Origin of the sequence: Aquidulcibacter sp. (assembly GCF_049239865.1) — a bacterium.
Taxonomy (GTDB): Bacteria; Pseudomonadota; Alphaproteobacteria; order Caulobacterales; family Aquidulcibacteraceae; genus Aquidulcibacter.
This window is the reverse complement of sequence record NZ_JBMLTR010000009.1, coordinates 36,007-57,857: the sequence shown is the minus strand read 5'-3', so window position 1 is coordinate 57,857 and position 21,851 is coordinate 36,007. Positions and strand designations below refer to the sequence as shown.

Below are 21,851 nucleotides of genomic sequence, written 5' to 3'. Positions count from 1 at the left end.
ATCAGGCCGCCATGTTCCATTTGTTCACCCACGCCTTCTTCAAAGCTTTGTTGTTCTTAGGCGCAGGCAGCGTGATCCATGGGATGCATCACGAGCAAGATATGCGCAAAATGGGCGATGTGGCCAAGCATATGAAGATCACTTTTGTGATCATGATTATCGGCACCTTGGCCATTACCGGCGTTGGTATCCCGCACACGCCCTTCGGCTTTGCTGGCTTCTTCTCCAAAGATGCCATTATCGAAACCACTTATGCTGCCGGTATGACGGGTAATACAGCCGCACAAATGGCCTTCTGGATGGCCTTGCTGGCTGCCACCCTGACAAGCTTCTATTCGTGGCGCTTGGCCTTCATGACCTTCCATGGCACGCCCAAGTGGAAAGCCGATGGCGATCATAGCCATCATGACGACCATGGCCATAGCGATGCCGCCCATGCCCATGGCCTGCCTGCGGTTGCCCATGTCGGTGAAGTCGGTAGCGATGCGGCTGGCAGCCATGATGACGACCATGGTCACCATGCTTGGCATGGCCCGCATGAAAGCCCGCTGGTGATGTTGATCCCGCTGGTGCTTTTGGCCTTGGGTGCTGTGTTTGCGGGTTCGATTTTCTATGATGCCTTTGTTGGCCATCATGCCAAGGAATTCTGGGGCAGCTCCATCTATACCGCGCCAGACAATACAGTCCTGAAGGACAAATATTCCATCCCAGGCTGGGTCTTCTATGCACCTTTGGTCGTGATGGTGATCGGCCTTGCGGCTGCCCTCTATTTCTATCTGTTCAATGAGGGCTTGGGTAAGAAGATCGCCGACCGCAAGGGCATGGCGCACGCCTTCTTGGAGAACAAATGGTATTTCGACGAGCTCTATGAGATCGTCTTTGTGAAGGGTGCCCGCGCGCTGGGCGACTTCTTCTGGAAAATCGGTGACGGCAAGCTGATCGATGGGCTCGGACCCAATGGCATTGCCGCAGCTTTGAACTTTGGTTCGAAGAAAGCCGTCAAAATCCAGTCGGGCTATGTCTATCACTATGCCTTTTTGATGCTGATCGCGGCGGTCGCGCTTGGCGCTTTTGTTCTATTCCGGGGTGCCTGAGGCTATCATGGACACGCTGCCCATCCTCTCGATCCTCACGTGGCTGCCCGCTGTGGCGGCCGTCCTGATCCTGTTTTTGCCCCAGCTCATCAAAAGCCCAGAGGCCGCGCGTGCCAATGCGGCCCGTTGGATTGCCTTGGTGACGACCGTCATCGTGTTCGGCTTAGCGCTTTGGATGACCTTGGCGTTTGACGAAACCAAATCCGGCTATCAATTCGTAGAGCGGGCCGATTGGTATGGTATGATCCAATATCATCTGGGCATTGACGGCATTTCGGTGCTGTTGATCCTGTTGACCGCCTTTTTGATGCCCTTGTGCATCTTGGCGAGTTGGACCTCGATTGAGAAGCGCGTCGTCGAATATATGGCGGCCTTCTTGCTGTTGCAGACGCTGATGATCGGCGTGTTCTGCGCGCTTGATATCGTGCTCTTCTATATCTTCTTCGAAGCTGGCCTGATCCCGATGTATCTGATCATCGGGATTTGGGGCGGGAAGAACCGCGTTTATGCGGCTTACAAATTCTTCCTCTACACACTTTTGGGCTCGCTCTTCTTGCTGATCGCGATTGCGTGGATGGCGATCACCGCCAAGACGACCTCGATCCCCGACCTGCAAGCCTTTGAATTTGCCAAGGACGCCCAGACTTGGTTGTGGTTGGCCTTCTTTGCCTCATTCGCTGTCAAAATGCCGATGTGGCCGGTCCACACTTGGTTGCCGGATGCCCACGTGGAAGCGCCGACGGCAGGTTCTGTCATTCTGGCTGGGGTCTTGTTGAAGATGGGCGGCTATGGCTTCCTGCGCTTCTCCTTGCCCATGTTCCCAGACGCCTCCAACGACTTTGCACCCTTTGTGTTCGCTCTGTCAGGCATTGCGATTGTCTACACTTCGCTGGTCGCCTTCCGTCAGACCGACATCAAAAAGCTGATTGCTTATTCCTCGGTCGCGCACATGGGCTTTGTCACCATGGGGATTTTCTCGGGCAATGAGCAAGGCATTCAAGGCGCTTTGTTCCAAATGCTCAGCCACGGTGTGATCTCGGGCGCTTTGTTCCTTTGCGTCGGTGTTATCTATGACCGCATGCATACCCGCGAGATCGCCCAATATGGTGGCCTTGTGAACCGCATGCCGATTTATGCGGCGGTGTTTTTGCTCTTCACCATGGGCAATGTCGGCTTACCGGGCACGTCGGGCTTTGTCGGCGAAATCCTCACCATGCAGGGCGCATTCAATGTCGACCCAGTCACGGCGATGGTGGCCGCCAGCGGCGTGATCTTGTCGGCGGCCTATATGTTGACGCTCTATCGCAAGGTGATTTTTGGCACGATCGTCAATCCGGCGCTCAACACGATAACCGACATGAATGCGCGCGAGATCTTGATCTTCGTGCCCTTGATCGTGGCGGCGCTTTATTTGGGCTTCCAACCCAACCTCATCTTTGACCAGACGGCGACTTCTGCCGTTGCGCTCGTGGACGCCTTCCACGCCAACTTTAAGTGACCGGTGCGGTAATGGCCATCAACCAAACCATGACAGCAGAGCTCTTCTTCCAGCAGGTTCCCTATATCCTGCCGGAGATCACCCTCGCAGCGGGGGCTTTGATCATCATGCTGATCGGTGCCTTCATGGGCGATAAGGGTGCACGCTTGGTCACTTGGCTGTGCGTTGCCACCATTGTGGCTGCTGGCTCTATGGCTGTCCTGCACATGCCGCCAGAGCAAGTGGTGGTCTTTTCTGGCTCCTATGCGGCAGACGGTTTTTCCGCCTATGCCAAGCTGATCATTGCCTTGACCGCCAGTAGTGCGCTTTTGCTCTCCATCGACTTCTTGGCCGAGAAAAAGCTCGATAAGCCAGAGTTTCCGGTTTTGGCACTTCTTGCGACCTTGGGCATGTTCATCATGGTCTCCGCCCATGATTTGATCGCGCTTTATGTCGGCGTTGAGATGCAATCCTTGGCGCTTTATGTGCTCGCAGCCTATGCCCGGGATGACGCCAGAAGCTCTGAAGCTGGCCTCAAATATTTCGTGCTCGGTGCTTTGTCGTCTGGCCTTTTGCTCTACGGCTGCTCGCTCGTGTACGGCTTTACCGGTTCAGTCAATTTCGACGTGATCGCTGCCCAAGTGGCTGGCGAGCGCTCCATCGGAGTCGTCTTTGGCCTCGTCTTCATCCTGTGTGGTCTGGCGTTTAAGATGTCGGCAGCCCCATTCCATATGTGGACGCCCGATGTGTATGAGGGCTCGCCCACGGTTTCGACCGCCTTCTTTGCTTCTGCGCCCAAGGTTGCGGCTTCGGTCCTGTTTGCCCGCGTCTGCTTTGAAGCCTTTGGCCCTCTCCAAAAGGATTGGCTGGGCATTGTTGTCATCATGGCCGTCCTGTCCATGGCAATTGGCGCTTTGTTCGCGCTGCAGCAGACCAATATCAAGCGCCTGCTTGCCTATTCTTCCATCGCGAACATGGGCTATGCGCTGGTCGCGATTGCTTGCGGGCCAGAGTTTGGGCCAAAGGCGCTTCTGGTCTTTGTTTCCATTTATGCCATCACTTCGGTGGGTCTGTTTGGCGTCGTGCTCTCCTTGCGTAACACTGAAGGCGAACGGGTGGAGACCATTTCCGCACTGTCGGGCCTCTCGCGGTCCAACCCGCTTTTGGCTTCGGCTTTGACCATGCTGTTATTCTCAGTCATGGGGATCCCGCCTTTGGCAGGCTTCTTCGGGAAGTGGGAAGTGATCTTGGCGACCAGCGCGTCGGGGCTTTTACCGCTCGCCATTGTCCTGATCTTGGCGTCGGTAGTCTCGGCCTTCTATTATCTCCGTATCATCAAGACCGTTTGGTTTGACGAGCCGCGCATTGCCATGGTGCCCGTTGGGGCATCCACCACTTTGACGCTGACCGGGGCGACCTTTGTCTTGGCGGCTTTGACCTTGGTGATCGGCCTTGTCGGCTCTGCCGCCAGCATCGCTGGGGCTGGCTTCCATTGAGGCCAAGCCGAGGGGGCGGGCTGGGCGACGTCCGGCTTTATGACACGATTGATTCCACCAATGACGAAGCACGCCGTCTGAGCGAAGGCGGCGAGACTGGCCCCTTATGGGTGCGCAGCCTTGAACAGACCAAGGGCAGGGGACGGCGTGGTCGGACGTGGTTGGGGCAGCCCGGCAATCTGTTCACAACAGGCCTTTTTACGTTGAGCTGTGGGCCAGCGGAGGCCGCCAATCTGTCCTTTGTTGCCGCTTTGGCCGTGGCTGAAGCCATCGACCCTTTTGTGGCCCAAGGTGCTGTCAGCCTTAAATGGCCGAATGACGTGTTGATCGGGGGCAAGAAGACCAGCGGCATTTTGCTGGAAAGCTGGCAGGGGCCTTATGGCTTTCACTTGGCAGTCGGCATTGGCGTGAATGTGCGTACCAGCCCCGATGGCATTGATCAGCCGATCACCTGTGTCACGGATCACGTTCTAACAGGGGCGCCACAAGTTAGCGCGGAAATTCTGTTTGAGGGCTTGCGGGCGCGTTTTCACGACTGGTTCGACATTTGGGCGAAACTGGGCTTTGCCCCGATTGCAGGGGCTTGGCTGGCACGGGCTTCTGGCGTTGGCCAGCCTATCATTGTGCGCTTGCCGCACGAGACACTGGAAGGCCGCTTTCATGGCCTCGCACCCAGCGGTGCGCTGCAATTGGAACAGCCCGATGGCACCATCCACGAAGTGACGGCCGGGGATGTGTTCTTTGGCTAAGACGGCCTGCACCCTTAGCACTGGCGCAGTCCCTGTCGGACAGGCTAAAGAGAGCGCGAAAATGGTAACCCGCGTGGGCCTGGCCCCGTATCAGAGACAGACCTAGGGGGATACATGCTGCTGGCCATTGACGTTGGGAACACCAATTCGAAATTTGCTGTCCATGATGGCACCCATTGGCGCGGCACTTGGCGCGCGGCCAGTAACTCCTCGCGCACAGCGGATGAATATGCTGTTTGGCTCGATGCGGCGATGCGCTTTGCTGGCTTATCGATCAACGACCTCAATCATTGTGTGATCTCAACCGTGGTGCCGCAAGCCTTGTTTCACTTACGCAATCTGTCGCGCCGCTATGTGGGGGCAGAGCCTTGGGTCGTGGGCGAGAATGCGGAACTGGGCATTGATGTGCGCATTCCAAAACCATCAGAAGCCGGGGCAGACCGTCTCGTCAATGCTATTGGTTCCTTCATCCAATATGGTGGCCCTTGCATTGTGATCGACAGCGGGACCGCGACCACATTTGACATTGTAGGGGCAGATGGCGCATTTGAGGGCGGTGTGATTTCGCCAGGGATCAATTTGTCTCTTCAGGCGCTACATACAGCCGCAGCACGTTTGCCGCGCATTGAAATTCGCAAGCCAGACAAAGTCATCGGTATCGACACGGTCGGTGCGATGCAATCTGGCGTATTTTGGGGCTATATTGAGCTGATTGATGGTCTGATCGACCGAATTAAAGCCGAGTATGGCAAGCCCATGAAAGTAATCGCAACCGGGGGTGTCGCCTCTTTGTTTGAAGGCGCATCGACCCATATTGATCATTATGATCAGGACCTGACGACTGTCGGGCTTTTAGAAATCTTTGAACGCAATGGCGGTAGGTCCGCCAATCGGAACCCAACGTGACAAAAACAAAAAATAAAACAGATGAACTCGTCTTTCTCCCCCTCGGTGGCTCTAATGAAATCGGCATGAACCTCAACGCTTACGGCTTCGGGCCGGAGGGCGATAAGAAGTGGATTGTGGTTGATGTCGGTGTCACCTTCGCCGGCGAGGAGGGCATACCGGGCGTGGACTTGATCCTGCCTGACCCAGAGTTTCTCGAGACCAATAAGGACGATATTCTCGCCATCGTGCTGACCCATGCGCATGAGGACCATATCGGGGCCATGGGCTGGCTTTGGCCGCGCTTTCCGGCACCCGTCTATGCAACGCCCTTCACCGCCCACCTGTTGCGCGACAAGCTGCGTGAGCGCGGGATCGAGCGTAAAGTCCCCCTGCATGAAGTGCCTTTGAAGCACCGCTTTCAAATCGGCCCCTTCGACATTGAATATGTCACACTGACCCACTCGATTGCCGAACCCAATGGTCTGGCCATCCACACGCCGCTGGGCACAGTGATGCATACCGGCGACTGGAAGATCGACATTGATCCTCTGATCGGCGAGCAAACCGACAGCGCCCGCATCCGCCAGATTGGCGATGATGGCGTCTTGGCGATGGTCTGCGACAGCACGAACGTCTTTTCCGAAGGCGAAGCAGGCTCTGAAGCCGGTGTTCGTGACGGGCTGTTTGAGGCCATCGCGGAGCAAAAGGGCAAAGTGGCTGTGGCTTGCTTTGCGTCTAATGTGGCACGCATCTTGTCGACCGTGGAAGCTGCAACAGCGGCTGGCCGCTCGGTCTCTCTGATCGGTCGCTCCATGTTGCGCATCACGGGGGCCGCCAAAGCGGTTGGCCTGTTGCAAGACGCAACCTTTATTGAGCCGGAAATGGCGCGCCATTTGCCCGACGACAAAGTGCTCTATCTGTGCACGGGCAGCCAAGGTGAGCCGCGCGCCGCTTTGGCCCGCATCGCCGAAGGCAGCCACCCCTTTGTCACCCTTGGACGCGGCGATACCTGCCTCTTCTCTAGCCGCGAAATTCCCGGCAATGAGCGGGCGATCTTAGAGCTTCAAAACAAGCTTGCCATGCGCGGCGTCAATATCATCACCGGCAAGGATCGCCACATCCACGTCTCGGGCCACCCGTGCCGGGATGAGTTGCGCGCCATGTATGAGATGGTGCGCCCGCAAATCGCCATTCCGACCCATGGCGAACAGCGCCATTTGATGGAACATGCGAAGTTTGCCTTGAGCCTTCAGGTTCCAGAGGCCTTGGCCGTCAAAAACGGTGACATGATCCGTCTGGCGCCAGGCCCTGCAGCGGTGATTGATGAAGTGCCCAACGGTCGATTGTTGGTCGATGGTGATGCCATCATCGCTTCGGACAGCGAGACCATCCGCGACCGCATTCGTTTGAGCGAGCATGGCTATGTGATGGTCTCCATCGCCATTGATGCCAAAGGCCGGATCAAAGCTGGTCCCGATGTGCGGGCACGCGGCTTGTCTGAGCGCAATGGTAGCCCTGCTGAAGGCCGACTTGAGCAATTGGCCGATGCCGCCGAAGAGGCCTTCAACCGCTTAAAGCCAGATCAACGCATGGATGAAGAAGCCGCCGAAGGCTTTGTTATGCGCGCCGTCCGCAAGGCCTGCGACCGCATCTTCGGCAAACGACCCATCGTCGATGTGGTGGTGATGACGATTTAGGGTGCTGTGACTAGCACCTCTGCATGATCGGCGAACCCGACTTAGAAGCGCTTTGGTGCTAGCTGTGCCAAGCGCAATATCAAAATTAGGGTAGACTTGAATGCCGCACTCTGCTGGCATTCAAGTCCTCCAAGTTTTGCCCCTAAGGCGTGCCCAAGAACGTCATGGCCGCAACCACATAGCCTTCGACACTCGACTTGACCGAGGCTTCGGGTTCAATCCGGAACAGAGGCGAGTGGTGGGGCGGGGCTTTGCTCATGTCATCGGTGATGCTGCCACCGACATTGAAGAACACGCTTTTGATGCCGCCCCACTCGGGCGCGCCATAATAGGCGAAGTCTTCCGCACCCATGCCAGCACGGGGGATTTTCGACATGCGGTCAGCACCAAAGGCCGCTTCAAGACTGGCGCGCAGCTTGGCGGCATTTTCAGGATCGTTCAGATTGGGTGGGGCTTTTTCGGCCAGATTGGTGACAATCGGCATGCGATCTTCGGGCACGCCATAGGTTCTGGCCACCCCATCAGAAATGCGTTTGATCCCGTCGAGCAGCTTTGCCCGTACTTCCGGCGTATCAGCACGCACGGTCAGCTCCAAACGGGCTTCTTCGGGAATGATGTTGCGCTTAGAACCGGCGTGGACAACGCCCACAGTCACAATGCCAGGCTCTAACGGCGAGATGTTACGGCTGACTAGGGTCTGCAAGGCCATGACGAGGTTAGAGGCGACAACAATGGGGTCCACCGTCTGTTGTGGCGAAGCCCCATGACCGCCCACACCGCGCACAATGATGTTGACGCCGTCAGAGCTGGAATTGGCAACGCGGCTTTCCACTTTGAACTTGCCGCGCTCTTGGCCGCTGCCAATGTGCAAGCCCAAGGCGATGTCTGGTTTGGGGAAGCGGGTATAAAGGCCGTCTTGCAACATGGCCAAGGCCCCGCCCAGACGCTCTTCAGCCGGCTGGAAGACCAGCACAATCGTGCCACGCCACAGGCTCTTACGCGCCATCAATTGCTTCGCCGCACCGATCAAAGCAGCAACATGCACATCATGGCCGCAAGCATGCATGACGGGCATCTCAACCCCGTCCGCGTCAATTTGGCGGACTTTCGATTCATACGGCAGACCATTGCGCTCTAGGATGGGTAGGCCGTCCATATCGGCGCGCAACATCACAATTGGCCCCGCGCCATTGCGGATTACGCCAACAACACCCGTGCCGCCAACCTTCTCGGTGATTTCAATCCCGCCAATGGCCCGCAGCTCTCGCACCACAACGCCTGCTGTGCGGGTCTCGCGGAAGGACAATTCTGGATTGGCGTGCAAATCTTCCCACAAGGCTTTTAGCGAGCTTGAATAATCAGCCGCGACACTGGCGCTCAATTCTGGAATCTTCAACGTCTGCACTGGCGCAGTCGGCTTAGGCGCGGCGGCACCCAAAATCATAAGAGCAGCCAATGTGGCCAAGGTAGAAGTTCGTTTCATTCTGGTCTCCCCGATCATTTTTCTGATCACAGCCTTGTGAGGCTAAGGACCCCCGCCGCACTTGTCTATTCAAAAGTGAAGCCTACCTGTCGGCTAAGATTGACGTAGCCGCCTAAAGCCATGATGGAAGCAGGCAACTCATACAGGAACAGCATCATGAAACTGGGTCGTCTCAATCACGTCGGCATTGCCGTGCCTTCTATCGCTGCAGCCTTGGAAAACTACAAAGCGCTTTATGGTGTCACCGACGCCGATATCACGCCGATGCGCGATATGCCTGAGCAAGGCGTGAAGGTGGCTTTTGTCGATATTCCTAATAGCCAGCTTGAGTTGATTGAACCCTTGGGTGAAGCCTCACCCATCCATAAATTCCTCGAAAAGAACCCCAATGGCGGCCAGCACCATGTGTGCTTTGAAGTGCCCGAGATTTATGCCGCGCGCGACGCCATGAAAGCCAATGGGGCCACTATTCTGGGCGAGCCCCGCATTGGGGCTCACGGCACTTTGATTATCTTCGTCCACCCAAAGAATTCTAATGGGGTGTTGATCGAATTGATGGAAACGCCGAAAGGGGCCCACTAAATGGATTGGTTCACCGGGATCGCAATCTTCCTCACCATGTGGTGGGTGATCCTCTTCTGCGTTTTGCCAATTGGCGTGCGCAGCCAAGAAGAAAGCGGTGAAGTCGTCGCTGGAACAGACCCCGGCGCACCGGTGATTGCCAATATCAAGCAGAAACTCATTTGGACGACGGCGATCACGTCCATTGTGTGGACAGCCTTTGCTCTGCTTTTGATGTCTGGCTGGGTCTCTTTGGAACATCCCTTGGGTCGGTTGATGGGGTGAGGTGGCCTTATCGTCCCTGAAATAGGGGTAATTTAGGCGACGAGCCCAAAAAGAGAGCAGGGTTTGCACGACATTTAGCCGCCTCATGGGCAATGGCATCTTTTTGCGGCAATTGGGCAGCCATCATGTTGCACCTGCGAGCAGGAACGGCGATTGTGCACTTGCGAGACGGGCCTGTCGCCCCCTCGTAAATGCCTGATGGCGTTTCCTCCCAGAACCTTTGCGCCGCGCCTGACTTGTTCAAGCGCGGCCTTTTTTCGTTTGGGGGGTGGTCGAATGATGGAGCGCGCAGCATTAGCTGCGCACCTAGTGGTGCGCGGTCCTTTGGGCGCACCTTGGCGTAGCGGACAAGCTAGCCCAATGCCTTTCACCTAGAAGCGCTTTGGTGCCCATTTTGGTTCACCAAAGCGCTACCTCAATTCTCTTTGCGACATGTGGGTCGTCAAGTGTCCGTTTTCTTTGAAAACGGATCGCTCGCGACGCAGCAAAGCTGCGCACTTGACTACCCAGATGTCGCTCTCATCCTCGATGATCTATTTTGGTGAAACATAGTTTCTACCAAAATGGGTCCAGACGAAAAGAACTTCTGCTTGCCCCCCCACCACACCACCCGCAGCGCTGACTAATTGCCTCAGCGCGCGGCACAGACTATGGCAGAGCGTCAAAGAGAAGGTGATCGCCATGCGCATGTCGCGCTATTTCCTGCCCGTTACAAAAGAAACCCCAGCCAATGCCGAAATCGTGTCGCACAAGCTGATGCTGCGCACCGGTATGATCAAGCAACATTCCGCCGGTATCTATTCCTGGCTGCCTTTGGGCTTGAAAGTCTTGCAAAAGATTGAGGCGATTGTGCGCGAGGAGCAAAACCGTTCCGGCGCACTGGAAGTCTTGATGCCGACCATGCAAGGCGCGGACCTGTGGCGGGAAAGCGGCCGCTATGACGCCTATGGTGCCGAAATGCTGCGCATCACCGATCGGCACGAGCGCGATTTGTTGTTTGGGCCGACGGCAGAAGAAGTCGTAACCGATATTTTCCGCAACCATGTGCGGTCTTACAAGGAATTGCCGCTGAACCTCTATAATATCCAATGGAAGTTCCGCGACGAAGTCCGCCCCCGCTTTGGCGTGATGCGCGGCCGCGAATTCTTGATGAAAGATGCCTATAGCTTTGATCTGGATGAAGCTGGCGCGCGCGATGCCTATAATAAGATGTTTCTGGCCTATCTGAAGACGTTCCAGCGCTTGGGCCTGCAGGCGGTGCCAATGCGCGCCGATACCGGGCCGATCGGTGGCGATCTAAGCCATGAGTTTTTGGTATTGGCCCCCACGGGCGAAAGTGGCGTCTTCTATGATGCCATTTATGACGAAACCGATTGGGCCGGCATGGATATCAGTTTTGACAATAATGACGCGGCTCGCGCTAATCGCGCCGAAACCGTCTCACGCATCGTCAAAGCTTATGCGGCAACTGACGAAATCCATGATGAGGGTCGCTTTGAAACCGAAGTGCCGATGGATCGCCGCCGTACGGGTCGCGGCATCGAAGTGGGCCATATCTTCTTCTTTGGCACCAAATATTCCGCACCCATGAACGCCAAAGTCTCTGGCCCTGATGGGAAAGATGTCTCAGTGCAAATGGGTTCCTACGGCATTGGCGTGTCGCGTCTGGTTGGGGCAATCATTGAAGCCAGCCATGATGACAATGGCATTATTTGGCCAGATGCGGTTGCCCCGTTTGATGTTGGCGTGATCAGCTTGCGTCCGGGCGATGAGGCCGTCGATACAGCCTGTGAGCAAGCCTATCAAACGCTTTTGAAGGCCGGCATGGACCCGCTTTATGATGATAGCCAAGGTCGTCCGGGCGCGAAGTTTGCCACGATGGATTTGATCGGGGTGCCCACTCAATTGATCGTTGGGCCGAAGGGCCTTGCCAATGGGCTGGTGGAAGTGAAGGACCGCAAGACGGGCACCAAGGAAGAAGTGTCCTTGGAAAGCGCGCTCTCGCGTCTGACTGCTAAGGCATCGGCATGAAAGCTGGCGGCGCGGGGCCCTTTGGCATGTGGGAGCGCACGCTAGCCGCACGCTATTTGCGGGCTCGGCGTGAAGATGGCGGGGTCGCTTTGATCTCGCTGATTAGCTTTATCGGCATCTTTCTGGCTGTCGCCGTGCTCATCATCGTGATGAGCGTGATGAATGGCTTTCGCGCTGAATTGTTAGGCCGGATTTTGGGCGTCAACGGCCATGTTTTTGTGGATGTGCGCAACATGCCCATCCCAGAAGCTCGCGCCATTGTGGCCAAAGCCAAAGCTTTGCCCGGCGTTGTGGACGTCATGCCCAAGATTGACGGCCAAGTGATGGCGGTCGGCCAAGGTGGCAATCTCGCACGCGGTGCGATGGTCACTGGGCTTTCAGCTTCTGACCTCGCTAAGCTCAAAATCGTCTCGGGCAATCTGGTTGGCGGCAACCTCAAGACCTGGGGCACGGGCGAATATGGCGGGGACGAGATCGCCATGGGGTCGAGGCTCGCGGAAGCGTTAGGCGTTCTGCCGGGGGATTCGGTGCAATTGATTTCGCCCCAAGGGGCCTCAACGCCCTTTGGCACGACCCCGCGCATCAAGGACTACACCGTCTCGGCCATTTTCGACATTGGCATGAGCGAGTATGACGCCACCTTCATCTATATGCCGATCGAGCAAGCCCAACTCTTCTTCTCCAAAGAAACCTCTTGGGACACGATCGAACTGCGGATGCAGGATCCTGATAAAGCCGACCTTTTGGCGCTGGAAGTCGCGAAATTCAGCCAAAACCGTTACGTAACCGACTGGCGGCAGCAATCAGAAAGCCTCGTCTCGGCTTTGCAGATTGAGCGCAATGTGATGCGCTTGATCCTGATGCTGATTGTCGCAATTGCCGCTATGAACATCATCTCTGGCCTTGTGATGCTGGTGAAGAATAAAGGCCGTGATATCGCCATTCTGCGCACCATGGGGGCCTCGCGCGCCTCAATTATGCGGGTGTTCATGATGTCTGGGGCCAGTGTCGGTATCCTTGCCACGCTTGCAGGAGCTATTGGCGGGACTTTGTTCTGTCTCAATATCGGCACCATTCAAAAGGTCGTCGAGTTTGTGTTTGGCCCGGTCTTCAATGCCGACATCTATTTCTTGAGCCAGATCCCCGCGAAAGTGGAATGGCACGAGGTGATCACCACGGCTTTGTTCGCAGCCATCGCGAGTGTTGTTGCCACCTTGCCACCGTCTTGGCGTGCCTCCAAGCTCGATCCAGTGGAGGCGCTTCGCTATGAGTAGCCCTGTTCTCCGCCTGACCGATTTGCGCCGCGTCTATCAGACTCGGGCAGGCGAGCTCGAAGTCCTTAAAGGTGCCAATCTCACCATTATGCCCGGCGAAATTGTGGCCCTGATCGGCCCGTCGGGTTCTGGCAAGTCCTCGCTCCTCCATGCCGCGGGCCTGTTAGAGGCTGTTCAAGGCGGCACGGTAGAGCTGGCGGGCATTGACGCGACAAAACTGCCCGATGCCGCCCGCACGGCGCTGCGCCGCACGGCCTTGGGCTTTGTGTATCAATTCCACCATTTGCTGCCAGAATTTAGCGCCGTTGATAATGTCGCGTTGCCACAATGGATTGCCGGCGTTGGCCAAGCCGAAGCACGCGCACGGGCAGAGCAACTCCTCGACATGATGGGACTGGCAAACCGGAAACTCCACCAGCCGGGTCAGCTTTCAGGTGGCGAGCAGCAGCGCGTCGCCATTGCGCGCGCACTGGCCAATCAACCGGCGCTCTTGATTGCTGATGAGCCTACCGGCAACCTTGACCCTGCCACCTCGAGCTTTGTCTTCGACACCTTCCGCAAAGCCACGCGGGAGGAGGGGACCTCTGCCCTAGTTGCCACGCATAACATTGATTTAGCTCGGCAAATGGACCGCGTTTTCCGCATCGATGGCGGACGCCTCGTCCAAGACTGAAGTGCCCAAAATCTTGTTCCACGTTTATGCAAATTACCTCTTGCCATGAGAGCAAAACAAGAATAGAACGAAGGCAGAACAAACGAGGTGAAACATGGCCCAACTTCAAGACGCAGCCGCTTTCGCAGCTATTCTCGCATTCACCCTGATGGCTTGGGGCTGGGGTGCTGTGATCGGTTGAGGATGGCTTTGAATTTTCTGTCGGCGAGGGCTGACAGAGGCCTGAGAGTCCTGTCACACTGATCCGCTCTTTGGTGATGATTCAGTCGACGGATTCAGGTGGCCCCATGGCAGATACTACTCTTTCAGGCGGCGCTTTCTCTGACGGTGATCAGGGCTCGGGTGATGTCGCATTGACGGGGCCAGGTGGGGCGTCAACTGGGGCAGGGCAAGTCGAAAGACCTGCTTTGGCAGGCCCGGGTTTTGTCCATCTGCGGGTAAGGTCGGCCTATTCGCTGCTCGATGGCGCGATGACCGTCAAAAAGCTCGCGGGCTTTGCCGCTAAGGCGAACTGTGTCGCGGTCGGCATCTCGGATCCAAACCTGTTTGGCGCGCTGGAGTTTTCAGAAGCCTTGGCCGAAAAAGGCATTCAGCCCATTATGGGCCTGACGCTGCCGGTCTCTTTCCTCAGCCAAAAGCCCGGTGCGGCGGCGGGGCCAGATGGCAGTCTGGCACTGATCGCCCAGAATGAAGTCGGCTGGGCCAATCTGATGGCGCTTTCCAGCCTTTCCTTCCTAGAAGTACCAGCTGGCAGTTTACCTCATGTCGATTTGCAAAAAGTGCTGGACCATAGCGATGGCGTGATCTGCCTTACCGGTGGGCGGGAAGGGCTGTTAAGCCGTGCACTTCTGGCCAATTTGAAGTCAGAGGCCGACATGCTGCTGCGCCAGTTGGCCAAGGCATTTCCAAACCGACTTTATATAGAGCTGCAGCGCCATGGCATGGCCGATGAGGCCCAAATTGAGCCGCTTCTGATTGATCTAGCCTATCAAAACAATCTGCCGCTGGTGGCGACCAATGATGTGCGCTTTGACAGCCCAGAGCGGCATCGCGCGCAAGATATCCTCATGTGTATCGGTCAGGCCACCCGCGTGGCCGATGACAAGCGCGAGCGGGTTTCGGCCAATCATTGCTTCCGCAGTGAAGCCGATATGGTGGCGCTGTTTGCCGATTTGCCGGAGGCTTTGGCCAATAGTGTCGATATTGCACGGCGTTGCGCGATCCGGCCCTTGATGCGCGCACCCATCCTGCCGCGCTTTACCACCGCCGAAGGCCGCGATGAGCCGGAGGAATTGGCAAGCCAAGCTCGCCAAGGCTTGGAAGCGCGCCTTCTGAAGCGCCCCCCTGTTGTGGCGCGCGAAATCTATGACCAGCGGTTGGAACACGAAATCAATGTGATCAATCGGATGGGGTTTGCGGGCTACTTCTTGATCGTTGCGGACTTCATCAAATGGTCGAAGGAAAACAATATTCCAGTCGGTCCGGGCCGGGGCTCTGGCGCGGGCTCGCTGGTCGCTTATTCACTGACGATTACCGACCTTGATCCCTTGGCCTTTGGCCTATTGTTTGAGCGCTTCTTGAACCCAGAACGCGTCTCCATGCCCGACTTCGATATCGACTTCTGTCAGGAGAAGCGCGATAAAGTCATTGACTATGTGCAGAAGAAGTACGGTGCAGACCGTGTCGCACAGATCATCACCTTCGGAACGCTGCAGGCGCGCGCCGCCCTTCGCGACGTTGGCCGCGTTTTGGATATGTCTTACGGCCAAGTCGACCGACTGGCCAAAATGGTGCCGAATAACCCCGCTGCACCCGTAACTTTGGCCCAAGCCATTAAGGATGAGCCGCGTCTGCAGGAGGAGCGGTCGCGCGATGCGGATGTGCGCACGCTGCTTGATGCTGCGATTGAGCTCGAAGGCCTTTACCGCAACGCCTCTACCCACGCCGCCGGTGTGGTGATTGGCGACCGTCCGCTGCATGAGTTGGTGCCGCTCTATAAGGACCCGCGCTCCAGCCTACCTGCCACCCAATTCAATATGAAATGGGTCGAGCCGGCAGGTCTTGTGAAATTCGACTTCTTGGGTCTCAAAACCCTCACCGTGATCCAGCGCGCCTTGGACTTCTTGAAGGCACGCGACATTGTGGTCGATCTCGACACGCTGCCGTTTGACGATCCCAAAACCTATGAGCTTTTGGCCTCGGGCAAGACCATGGGCGTGTTCCAGTTGGAAAGCCAAGGCATGCGCGACACCTTGCGCAAAATGCGGGCCGACACGTTGGACGACATCATCGCTCTGATTTCGCTCTATCGGCCGGGTCCGATGAAGAATATCGAGACCTATTGCGACGTGAAATTTGGTCGCAAAGATGCCGATTATTTGCATGAAAGCTTGGTCTCCGTTCTCAAAGAAACCCAAGGCGTCATCATTTATCAGGAACAGGTGATGCAGATCGCCCAGATTCTGTCGGGCTATTCCTTGGGCGAGGCCGATTTGCTCCGCCGCGCTATGGGTAAGAAGAAGCCCGAAGAAATGGCCAAGCAAAAGGACCGCTTCGTCAGCGGGGCCACCGAACGGGGCGTGGACGCCGAGCTTGCCGACCGCATCTTTGAATTGGTGAGCGAGTTTGCCGGCTATGGCTTCAACAAGTCCCACGCTGCCGCCTATGCCGTGATCGCCTATCAAACCGCCTATCTTAAGGCCAATCATCCCGTCGAGTTCATGGCGGCCTCTATGTCGCTCGATATTGATGATACCGACAAACTTGGTGCCTTCATGCAAGAGGCAAAAAGCATGAAGATCAAGGTGTTGTCGCCCGATCTTAATTATTCTGGGGCCGATTTCTCGGTCCAAGACAACGCCATTCGCTATGCGCTCGGCGGGATTAAGTCGGTTGGCGTGGCGGCTATGGCCCAAGTGGTGGAGATCCGCCAAGCAGGCGGCAAGTTCAAATCCCTGCATGATCTGGCCGAGCGGGTCGATCCGCGCGTGCTGGGTAGGCGGACTTGGGAGACTTTGTCCAAGGCCGGGGCCTTTGATTCGATCGAGCCCAATCGTGCTTTGGTGTTTGCTTCGTCCGATCAATTGGTGGCCCATGCCAATGCGGCTGCCTCGGATCGCCAAAGCGCCCAGACGAGCCTGTTTGGCGATTCCGCACCTCCGCCGCGCGCACCCTTGCCCAGCGTTAAACCTTGGTCCGCGCAAGAGCGCTTGGATAATGAGTTTGCCGCCCTTGGCCTGTTCCTGTCGGGCCATCCATTGGATGATTTGATTGAGGCTTTGCGGCGTAGGCAGACGGTCTTCTTCTCTGAAATTCACTCCAAAATGCAGGGATCAGACGCGATTTTCCGCATGGCCGGTGTCGTGCGGGCGCGCAAGGAACGCCCGGCGCGCGATGGCGGCAAGTTTGCCTGGGTGACGTTGAGCGATCCCACGGGCGAGTTTGAAGTCATGATTATGCCCGAAACCCTCAACGAGGCGCGCGATTATCTCGACCCCGGAACCTCGGTCAGCTTCCGGGCCAAGGCGCGCCTGCGCGATGGCGATTTGAAACTATCGGCTGAAAAGATTGAGCTGTTGGATCAAACCGATATGTCGGGCTGTGCGGGGATTAAAGTGTTCCTAGCGCGCGGTGCGCCAATCGAAGAATTAGCTCGTGTGACCGAGACCTTGCGCGGTGCCACCTCATCCAGCTTTGGCGAATTGCGCGTCGTCGTCGAACTGGCCGATGGCCGCGAAGTCGAAATCCAAGCCCCCGGCCGCTTCCCCATCGATGTCGCCGCACGCCGGGCTTTGAAAAGCGCATCCGGCGTGGATTTGGTGGCGGAGTTTTAGGGGACCTTAGCCAAGGACCGCGCAGCAAGGGCTGCGCCTGTCGACGCGGTGGCATGCGCAACTTTTGTTGCGCGGTCCAAGGTAGCGCTAAAATGGGCTTAGGTATTCCCTGAAATAACTTGGTACGGCTCAAAGCGTCGCTCTGCTCATCTTGAAGCCACCCGACAATTGTTATTGCGAAATGGCGCGCCGAAAGGACCGCGCAGCAGAAGCTGCGCATGTGTACGCAGCGGCAAGCGCAACTCGTGTTGCGCGGTCCATCACACCCACCCACCTTTCACACACAAACTCGAACTATGCCTTTGCAAAGGCAAAGCCTGCGGCCAGGGCTGGCTCGTGGAAAGAAGCTGCAGGGCCCTCAACACCGAGGAGGTGAGGCTTGCTTTCAGTCTGCCTTCAGGGCGGCAAGCTCGTTGCCGCTTGGATCGCGGAAGTGAAAGCGGCGACCACCTGGAAAGGCAAATAGCGGTTTGGTGATAACGCCACCCGCCTGGGTCACCGCCTCAAGGCAAGCCTCCAAATCATCGACGGCGATGACGGCCAGTGGTGCGGTAGTGGCCTCGCTTAAGTCCCCCTGTAGGCCGAGGTCGACGTCACCATTTGTCGTGCAGGAATAGCTGGGGCCATAGTCGGTCAAGGCAAGGCCGAACGCATCGCCATAAAAGGCGCGCGTTGCGGGCAAGTCGGCTGCGGGTAATTCAACATAGCAGATACGAGACATCATTTGAACTCCACAGTTTGGGTGCGTGTTTTTTTTGTTGTCCGCCGCAGGCTGGTTGCCCGGTGCGCCGCCCAAAGCCAGCCCAGCAACAGCGCCTAGTACCGCCGATAAAGCCCCGCCAGCACGCCTTGAACCTTCACGCGATCTGGCCCGAAGATGCGGGTCTCATAACGGGGGTTGGCGGCTTCCAAAGCGATAGACTGGCCGCGGCGGCGCAAGCGCTTCAGGGTTGCTTCTTCATCATCAACCAAAGCGACCACGATATCGCCTGATTGGGCGTCATCGGTGCGGCGGATGATGACAAAGTCACCTTCGAGAATGCCAGCATCAATCATGGAATCGCCTTTGACTTCCAAGGCAAAGTGCAGGGCAGGGTCTAGTTGGTCAGGGGCTGCAATCCGGTCGATCTCATGCTGAATGGCCGCGATGGGCACACCGGCGGCAATCCGACCCAGAACCGCAATGTCATTGGCTGCCCGTGGTGGTGAAGGTGGTGCGGCACTTGCGGGCGTGGAGCCCACGACCAGTGGCGTAAAGGGCTGGCGGCCCTTGGGTGGGGCGGCGGTTGTGGCGCTATCGGGCAGTTTCAACACTTCCAAGGCCCGTGCCCGGTGCGCCAGACGCCGTAAAAAGCCACGCTCTTCCAGAGCGGTGATCAGGCGGTGAATGCCCGACTTCGATGCCAAGTCCAACGCATCCTTCATTTCGTCAAAGGACGGCGAGACACCTGTTTCCTTGAGACGCTCATGAATGAATAGCAAAAGCTCTCGTTGTTTGGACGTCAGCATCAATTCCCCCTATCTCGTGGCGCGCGTGTACGCTTGGCCCCTATAAATCCGATGGCACCGTGAACGATGCACGAACAAAGCAGCGATGTTCTAACTCTGTTCCGTTTTTACGTCTATAGTCCGCTGCAAATTTTTCCGCAGCCAAAGCACGGTTGACCTGCACATGCCCCTCTCGCCTGTCGGGGCCATGACTGCTAAGTCACCCCTGATAGGAAAGAAACATGAAAGTCAGATTTGCACCTTCTCCCACCGGCAAGCTCCACGTCGGCAATGTGATCACCGCATTGCGCAATTGGTTGTTTGTGCGCCAACATGGCGGCACCTTCTTGTTGCGCATTGACGACACCGATACGGCGCGCTCCACCCAAGCCTATGAAGACGGGATCCGGACGGACCTGACATGGCTGGGCCTGACCTGGGATGAAGAGGCGCGCCAATCGGCCCGCTTTGACGTGTATGACAAGGCGCGGGATCGGCTGATCGCGGCAGGCCTCCTCTATCCCTGTTATGAGACGTCCGAAGAATTAGACCGCAAGCGTAAGATCGCTTTGTCGCGTAAATTGCCCCCGGTGTATGACCGCGCGGCCCTTGCCCTGACGGACGCTGAAAAGGCCGCCTTTGAAGCCGAAGGGCGCAAGCCCCATTGGCGCTTTAAGCTCTCGGGCAAGCGGGTTGCTTGGCAAGATTTGATCCGCGGCGAGCAAACGGTGGATACGGCCTCTATGTCTGACCCCGTGTTGATCCGCGAAGATGGCGCTTATCTCTATACGCTGCCATCGGTCGTGGACGATGTGGATTTGGGCGTGACGCATGTGATCCGGGGTGAAGACCATGTGACCAATACGGGCGCTCAAGCTGAGATTTTTGAAGCCTTGACCGGCGGCTCCCGACCTGAATTCGGCCATTTCCCGCTTTTGGTGGGGGCCGATGGCGAGACCTTGTCGAAGCGTATCGGTTCGCTGTCGGTTGAAAGCCTTCGTGAGCAGGGGGTAGCGCCCTTGGCGGTCCTGTCCTTGATGGCGCGGATCGGCACCTCTGACCCGGTTGAGGCGGTTGATAATTTGGACGCTCTGGTGGCGGGTTTTGACTTTGGCAAGATCGGCCGTGCACCAGCCCGCTTCGACCCTGAAGATGTCCGCCGTTTGGATGCGCAATTGCTGCAGCATGCGGACTATGCGGCGATCCAGCCGCGCCTTGCCGCGATTGAGTGCGATCTGGGGGAAGCCTTTTGGCTGGCGGTGCGCGGTAATCTCGCGAAGTTTGATGATGTGGCGCTCTGGGCACGTGTCGTCCAAGGCCCGATTGAGCCGCAAATTGACGAGCCAGACTTTATCGCCACGGCGGCGGGCCTTTTGCCAGCTGGACCCTATGATGAGACCTCTTGGTCAGGCTTTACCGAGGCGGTGAAGGCGGCAACTGGTGCGAAAGGCAAGGGCCTGTTCATGCCCTTGCGCAAGGCGCTGACAGGGCAAGAGCATGGGCCAGAAATGAAGTTGATCTTTATGCTGATCGGCCCAGAGCGGGCGGCAAGCCGTTTGGCGGGCAAAGCTTCTTAAGGCGACTTGGCACGATGGGCTTCTAAAGCGTCATCCCACCTCATTTTCTTGCGCATCGCATGGAAATGAGGGGTGCCATAGATCTGGAAGAAGTCGTCGACGACAGTCCGGCATTCGGCGAACCATGACCCATTTGGTTGAAGCTGGATGCCGTGCCTCAGATAGAGGCCGATAATGGCCGAGGTCGTGCCTTGCAGCGCGTGCAGCATGTCCCAACTCGGCGGTTGGTCAATGAAGCCTTCCTCCAAGAGTCTCGCGAAGCGCTTTCGCCAAAGCATATTCGTATAAATAACAATCAAGTCGCCGATGCTGAGATGTTCGTCCAATTGCTGCAGCGCATTGGTGAATGCCCCCATCGAGATGGCGTTTTTGACGCGCGGGTCAAGGAAAGTTTCAATTGAAATCGAGGTGTATTCGCAAAATTGCACAAGGGGGTTTGGGGACGTGGATTCCTGTGCCAGCCACGCCATATAAAAACTGGTCCCTAGCCCATGCGCGGCCTCGTAAAGGGCTCTGTCATCGGGATAAAGACGATAGAGAGTGGCCGTCGAAACACCCGCCTGCTTGGCCACTGCTGCCATATTAACGTTTTGGAAGCCTTGCGAATAATTGACCACAATGGCGGAAGCCACAATGCGGCTGCGCCGATTGCTGGCGTCTAACCTATTGCCGCTTTTGGGCATGAATCTCTCTAATTCTTGCCAGATGAATGCGTCCGACGTCGCAGGCCTTGGCTTGGCACGTAACGACGCTTCGACGTCTCTCAAAAAGGGGAGTTGGCGATCAATCGACGCCTGAAGCCTTTTTTCATCAACCGGTTCCAGCGCTTTTTTCTGCAGGCTTTTACCATCCAACCAAGCAACTTGGCCCTGCTGCCGCAAGGCTCTAAACTTAGCTGTGCCATGGACAATGAAGAACTCTTCGGCGATTTTCACTGCCTCTTCAGACCAACTGACGACGGGTTGAAACGGCACTTTATATCGCCCCTGCCATTCAACCGTCCTGTCTTCAATCGCTCCCTGAATTCGTAAGAACATGCTCAATCGATTGTTATCTTGAATAAATCCGTCCGCAACTAACCGATCAATTATATTGAAAAAGAATTCTTGTAGTTCTTGAATGAATAAGGCTGAATTATTTTGGACGTCAGCAAATATTTCTGTCTCACTTTGTAGGGTGAAAGCTTGCGTGTGCCAGAGCATGAGCACGCTGGACTCTCGGTAGATCGCTAAGAGGTGGTCGACA

17 protein-coding genes are annotated in these 21,851 nt (G+C 56.7%); 13 read left to right on the top strand and 4 right to left on the bottom strand.

Going from position 1 to position 21,851, the window contains the following annotated elements; translation table 11 throughout:
• The 6 genes from ACOVRA_RS01585 to ACOVRA_RS01560 all read left to right on the top strand — a co-directional run.
• A partial coding sequence (locus ACOVRA_RS01585) for a proton-conducting transporter membrane subunit (protein ID WP_421718776.1) occupies positions 1–1,094 on the top strand: 1,094 nt, incomplete at its 5' end.
• A 7-nt stretch (positions 1,095–1,101) separates the two neighbouring features.
• A complete protein-coding gene (locus ACOVRA_RS01580) occupies positions 1,102–2,592 on the top strand; it encodes an NADH-quinone oxidoreductase subunit M (protein WP_290804181.1) in 1,491 nt (496 codons plus the stop codon).
• A gap of 11 nt (positions 2,593–2,603) precedes the next feature.
• Positions 2,604–4,067 carry an NADH-quinone oxidoreductase subunit NuoN gene (gene nuoN / locus ACOVRA_RS01575; RefSeq protein ID WP_298230543.1) on the top strand — a complete coding sequence of 488 codons (1,464 nt, stop codon included), beginning with the start codon at positions 2,604–2,606 and terminating at the stop codon, positions 4,065–4,067.
• Positions 4,064–4,816 (top strand): biotin--[acetyl-CoA-carboxylase] ligase, encoded by a 753-nt coding sequence (locus tag ACOVRA_RS01570; RefSeq protein WP_421718775.1) that lies wholly within the window; start codon positions 4,064–4,066, stop codon positions 4,814–4,816. The genes nuoN and ACOVRA_RS01570 overlap by 4 nt, the downstream gene beginning before the upstream one ends.
• A 114-nt stretch (positions 4,817–4,930) precedes the next feature.
• The gene (locus tag ACOVRA_RS01565) at positions 4,931–5,722 is read left to right on the top strand and encodes a type III pantothenate kinase (RefSeq protein ID WP_298230541.1); all 792 of its coding nucleotides are present in this window, start codon (positions 4,931–4,933) and stop codon (positions 5,720–5,722) included.
• Positions 5,719–7,401: a ribonuclease J gene (locus ACOVRA_RS01560; RefSeq protein ID WP_421718774.1), complete on the top strand. Its 1,683-nt coding sequence runs from the start codon at positions 5,719–5,721 to the stop codon at positions 7,399–7,401. Before ACOVRA_RS01565 ends, ACOVRA_RS01560 begins: the two co-directional genes overlap by 4 nt.
• Positions 7,402–7,543: 142 nt before the next feature.
• Here ACOVRA_RS01560 and ACOVRA_RS01555 read toward each other — a convergent pair whose 3' ends face one another.
• Entirely contained in the window at positions 7,544–8,884 is a 1,341-nt protein-coding gene (locus ACOVRA_RS01555) for an amidohydrolase (protein ID WP_421718773.1), read from the bottom strand.
• A 156-nt stretch (positions 8,885–9,040) separates the two neighbouring features.
• Here ACOVRA_RS01555 and mce point away from each other — a divergent pair, with 156 nt between their 5' ends.
• The 6 genes from mce to dnaE all read left to right on the top strand — a co-directional run bounded on the left by mce (position 9,041) and on the right by dnaE (position 17,541).
• A complete protein-coding gene (mce, locus tag ACOVRA_RS01550) occupies positions 9,041–9,466 on the top strand; it encodes a methylmalonyl-CoA epimerase (protein ID WP_346383201.1) in 426 nt (141 codons plus the stop codon).
• Entirely contained in the window at positions 9,467–9,730 is a 264-nt protein-coding gene (locus tag ACOVRA_RS01545) for a DUF1467 family protein (RefSeq protein ID WP_298230537.1), read from the top strand.
• A gap of 681 nt (positions 9,731–10,411) precedes the next feature.
• The gene (gene proS / locus ACOVRA_RS01540) at positions 10,412–11,761 is read left to right on the top strand and encodes a proline--tRNA ligase (RefSeq protein ID WP_421718772.1); all 1,350 of its coding nucleotides are present in this window, start codon (positions 10,412–10,414) and stop codon (positions 11,759–11,761) included.
• On the top strand, positions 11,758–13,035 hold the full coding sequence (locus tag ACOVRA_RS01535) for a lipoprotein-releasing ABC transporter permease subunit (RefSeq protein ID WP_421718771.1): 1,278 nt from the start codon (positions 11,758–11,760) through the stop codon (positions 13,033–13,035). The genes proS and ACOVRA_RS01535 overlap by 4 nt, the downstream gene beginning before the upstream one ends.
• On the top strand, positions 13,028–13,708 hold the full coding sequence (locus tag ACOVRA_RS01530; protein ID WP_421718770.1) for an ABC transporter ATP-binding protein: 681 nt from the start codon (positions 13,028–13,030) through the stop codon (positions 13,706–13,708). The genes ACOVRA_RS01535 and ACOVRA_RS01530 overlap by 8 nt, the downstream gene beginning before the upstream one ends.
• 287 nt (positions 13,709–13,995) lie before the next feature.
• On the top strand, positions 13,996–17,541 hold the full coding sequence (gene dnaE / locus ACOVRA_RS01525) for a DNA polymerase III subunit alpha (RefSeq protein WP_421718768.1): 3,546 nt from the start codon (positions 13,996–13,998) through the stop codon (positions 17,539–17,541).
• A gap of 385 nt (positions 17,542–17,926) precedes the next feature.
• Here the strand turns inward: dnaE and ACOVRA_RS01520 are convergent, their stop codons facing one another.
• Complete coding sequence (locus ACOVRA_RS01520; RefSeq protein ID WP_421718767.1) at positions 17,927–18,265, bottom strand: VOC family protein; 339 nt, start codon at positions 18,263–18,265, stop codon at positions 17,927–17,929.
• Positions 18,266–18,357: 92 nt separating this feature from the next.
• Entirely contained in the window at positions 18,358–19,050 is a 693-nt protein-coding gene (lexA, locus tag ACOVRA_RS01515) for a transcriptional repressor LexA (RefSeq protein ID WP_421718766.1), read from the bottom strand.
• 221 nt (positions 19,051–19,271) lie between these two features.
• Here lexA and gltX point away from each other — a divergent pair, with 221 nt between their 5' ends.
• On the top strand, positions 19,272–20,606 hold the full coding sequence (gltX, locus tag ACOVRA_RS01510; protein ID WP_421718765.1) for a glutamate--tRNA ligase: 1,335 nt from the start codon (positions 19,272–19,274) through the stop codon (positions 20,604–20,606).
• On the opposite strand, the gene ACOVRA_RS01505 is transcribed toward gltX, so the two are convergent.
• Positions 20,603–21,808: a TetR/AcrR family transcriptional regulator gene (locus ACOVRA_RS01505; protein ID WP_421718777.1), complete on the bottom strand. Its 1,206-nt coding sequence runs from the start codon at positions 21,806–21,808 to the stop codon at positions 20,603–20,605. The genes gltX and ACOVRA_RS01505 overlap by 4 nt on opposite strands.
• Between the last annotated feature and the right edge of the window lie 43 nt (positions 21,809–21,851).

Coding starts and splice junctions, on each gene's coding strand:
- dnaE (WP_421718768.1), top strand. CDS start 13,996: ATGGCAGATACTACTCTTTCAGGCGGCGCTTTCTCTGACGGTGATCAG.
- ACOVRA_RS01530 (WP_421718770.1), top strand. CDS start 13,028: ATGAGTAGCCCTGTTCTCCGCCTGACCGATTTGCGCCGCGTCTATCAG.
- gltX (WP_421718765.1), top strand. CDS start 19,272: ATGAAAGTCAGATTTGCACCTTCTCCCACCGGCAAGCTCCACGTCGGC.
- ACOVRA_RS01565 (WP_298230541.1), top strand. CDS start 4,931: ATGCTGCTGGCCATTGACGTTGGGAACACCAATTCGAAATTTGCTGTC.
- ACOVRA_RS01545 (WP_298230537.1), top strand. CDS start 9,467: ATGGATTGGTTCACCGGGATCGCAATCTTCCTCACCATGTGGTGGGTG.
- ACOVRA_RS01520 (WP_421718767.1), bottom strand. CDS start 18,265: ATGATGTCTCGTATCTGCTATGTTGAATTACCCGCAGCCGACTTGCCC.
- mce (WP_346383201.1), top strand. CDS start 9,041: ATGAAACTGGGTCGTCTCAATCACGTCGGCATTGCCGTGCCTTCTATC.
- ACOVRA_RS01580 (WP_290804181.1), top strand. CDS start 1,102: ATGGACACGCTGCCCATCCTCTCGATCCTCACGTGGCTGCCCGCTGTG.
- proS (WP_421718772.1), top strand. CDS start 10,412: ATGCGCATGTCGCGCTATTTCCTGCCCGTTACAAAAGAAACCCCAGCC.
- ACOVRA_RS01535 (WP_421718771.1), top strand. CDS start 11,758: ATGAAAGCTGGCGGCGCGGGGCCCTTTGGCATGTGGGAGCGCACGCTA.
- nuoN (WP_298230543.1), top strand. CDS start 2,604: ATGGCCATCAACCAAACCATGACAGCAGAGCTCTTCTTCCAGCAGGTT.
- ACOVRA_RS01555 (WP_421718773.1), bottom strand. CDS start 8,884: ATGAAACGAACTTCTACCTTGGCCACATTGGCTGCTCTTATGATTTTG.
- ACOVRA_RS01505 (WP_421718777.1), bottom strand. CDS start 21,808: ATGCTCTGGCACACGCAAGCTTTCACCCTACAAAGTGAGACAGAAATA.
- lexA (WP_421718766.1), bottom strand. CDS start 19,050: ATGCTGACGTCCAAACAACGAGAGCTTTTGCTATTCATTCATGAGCGT.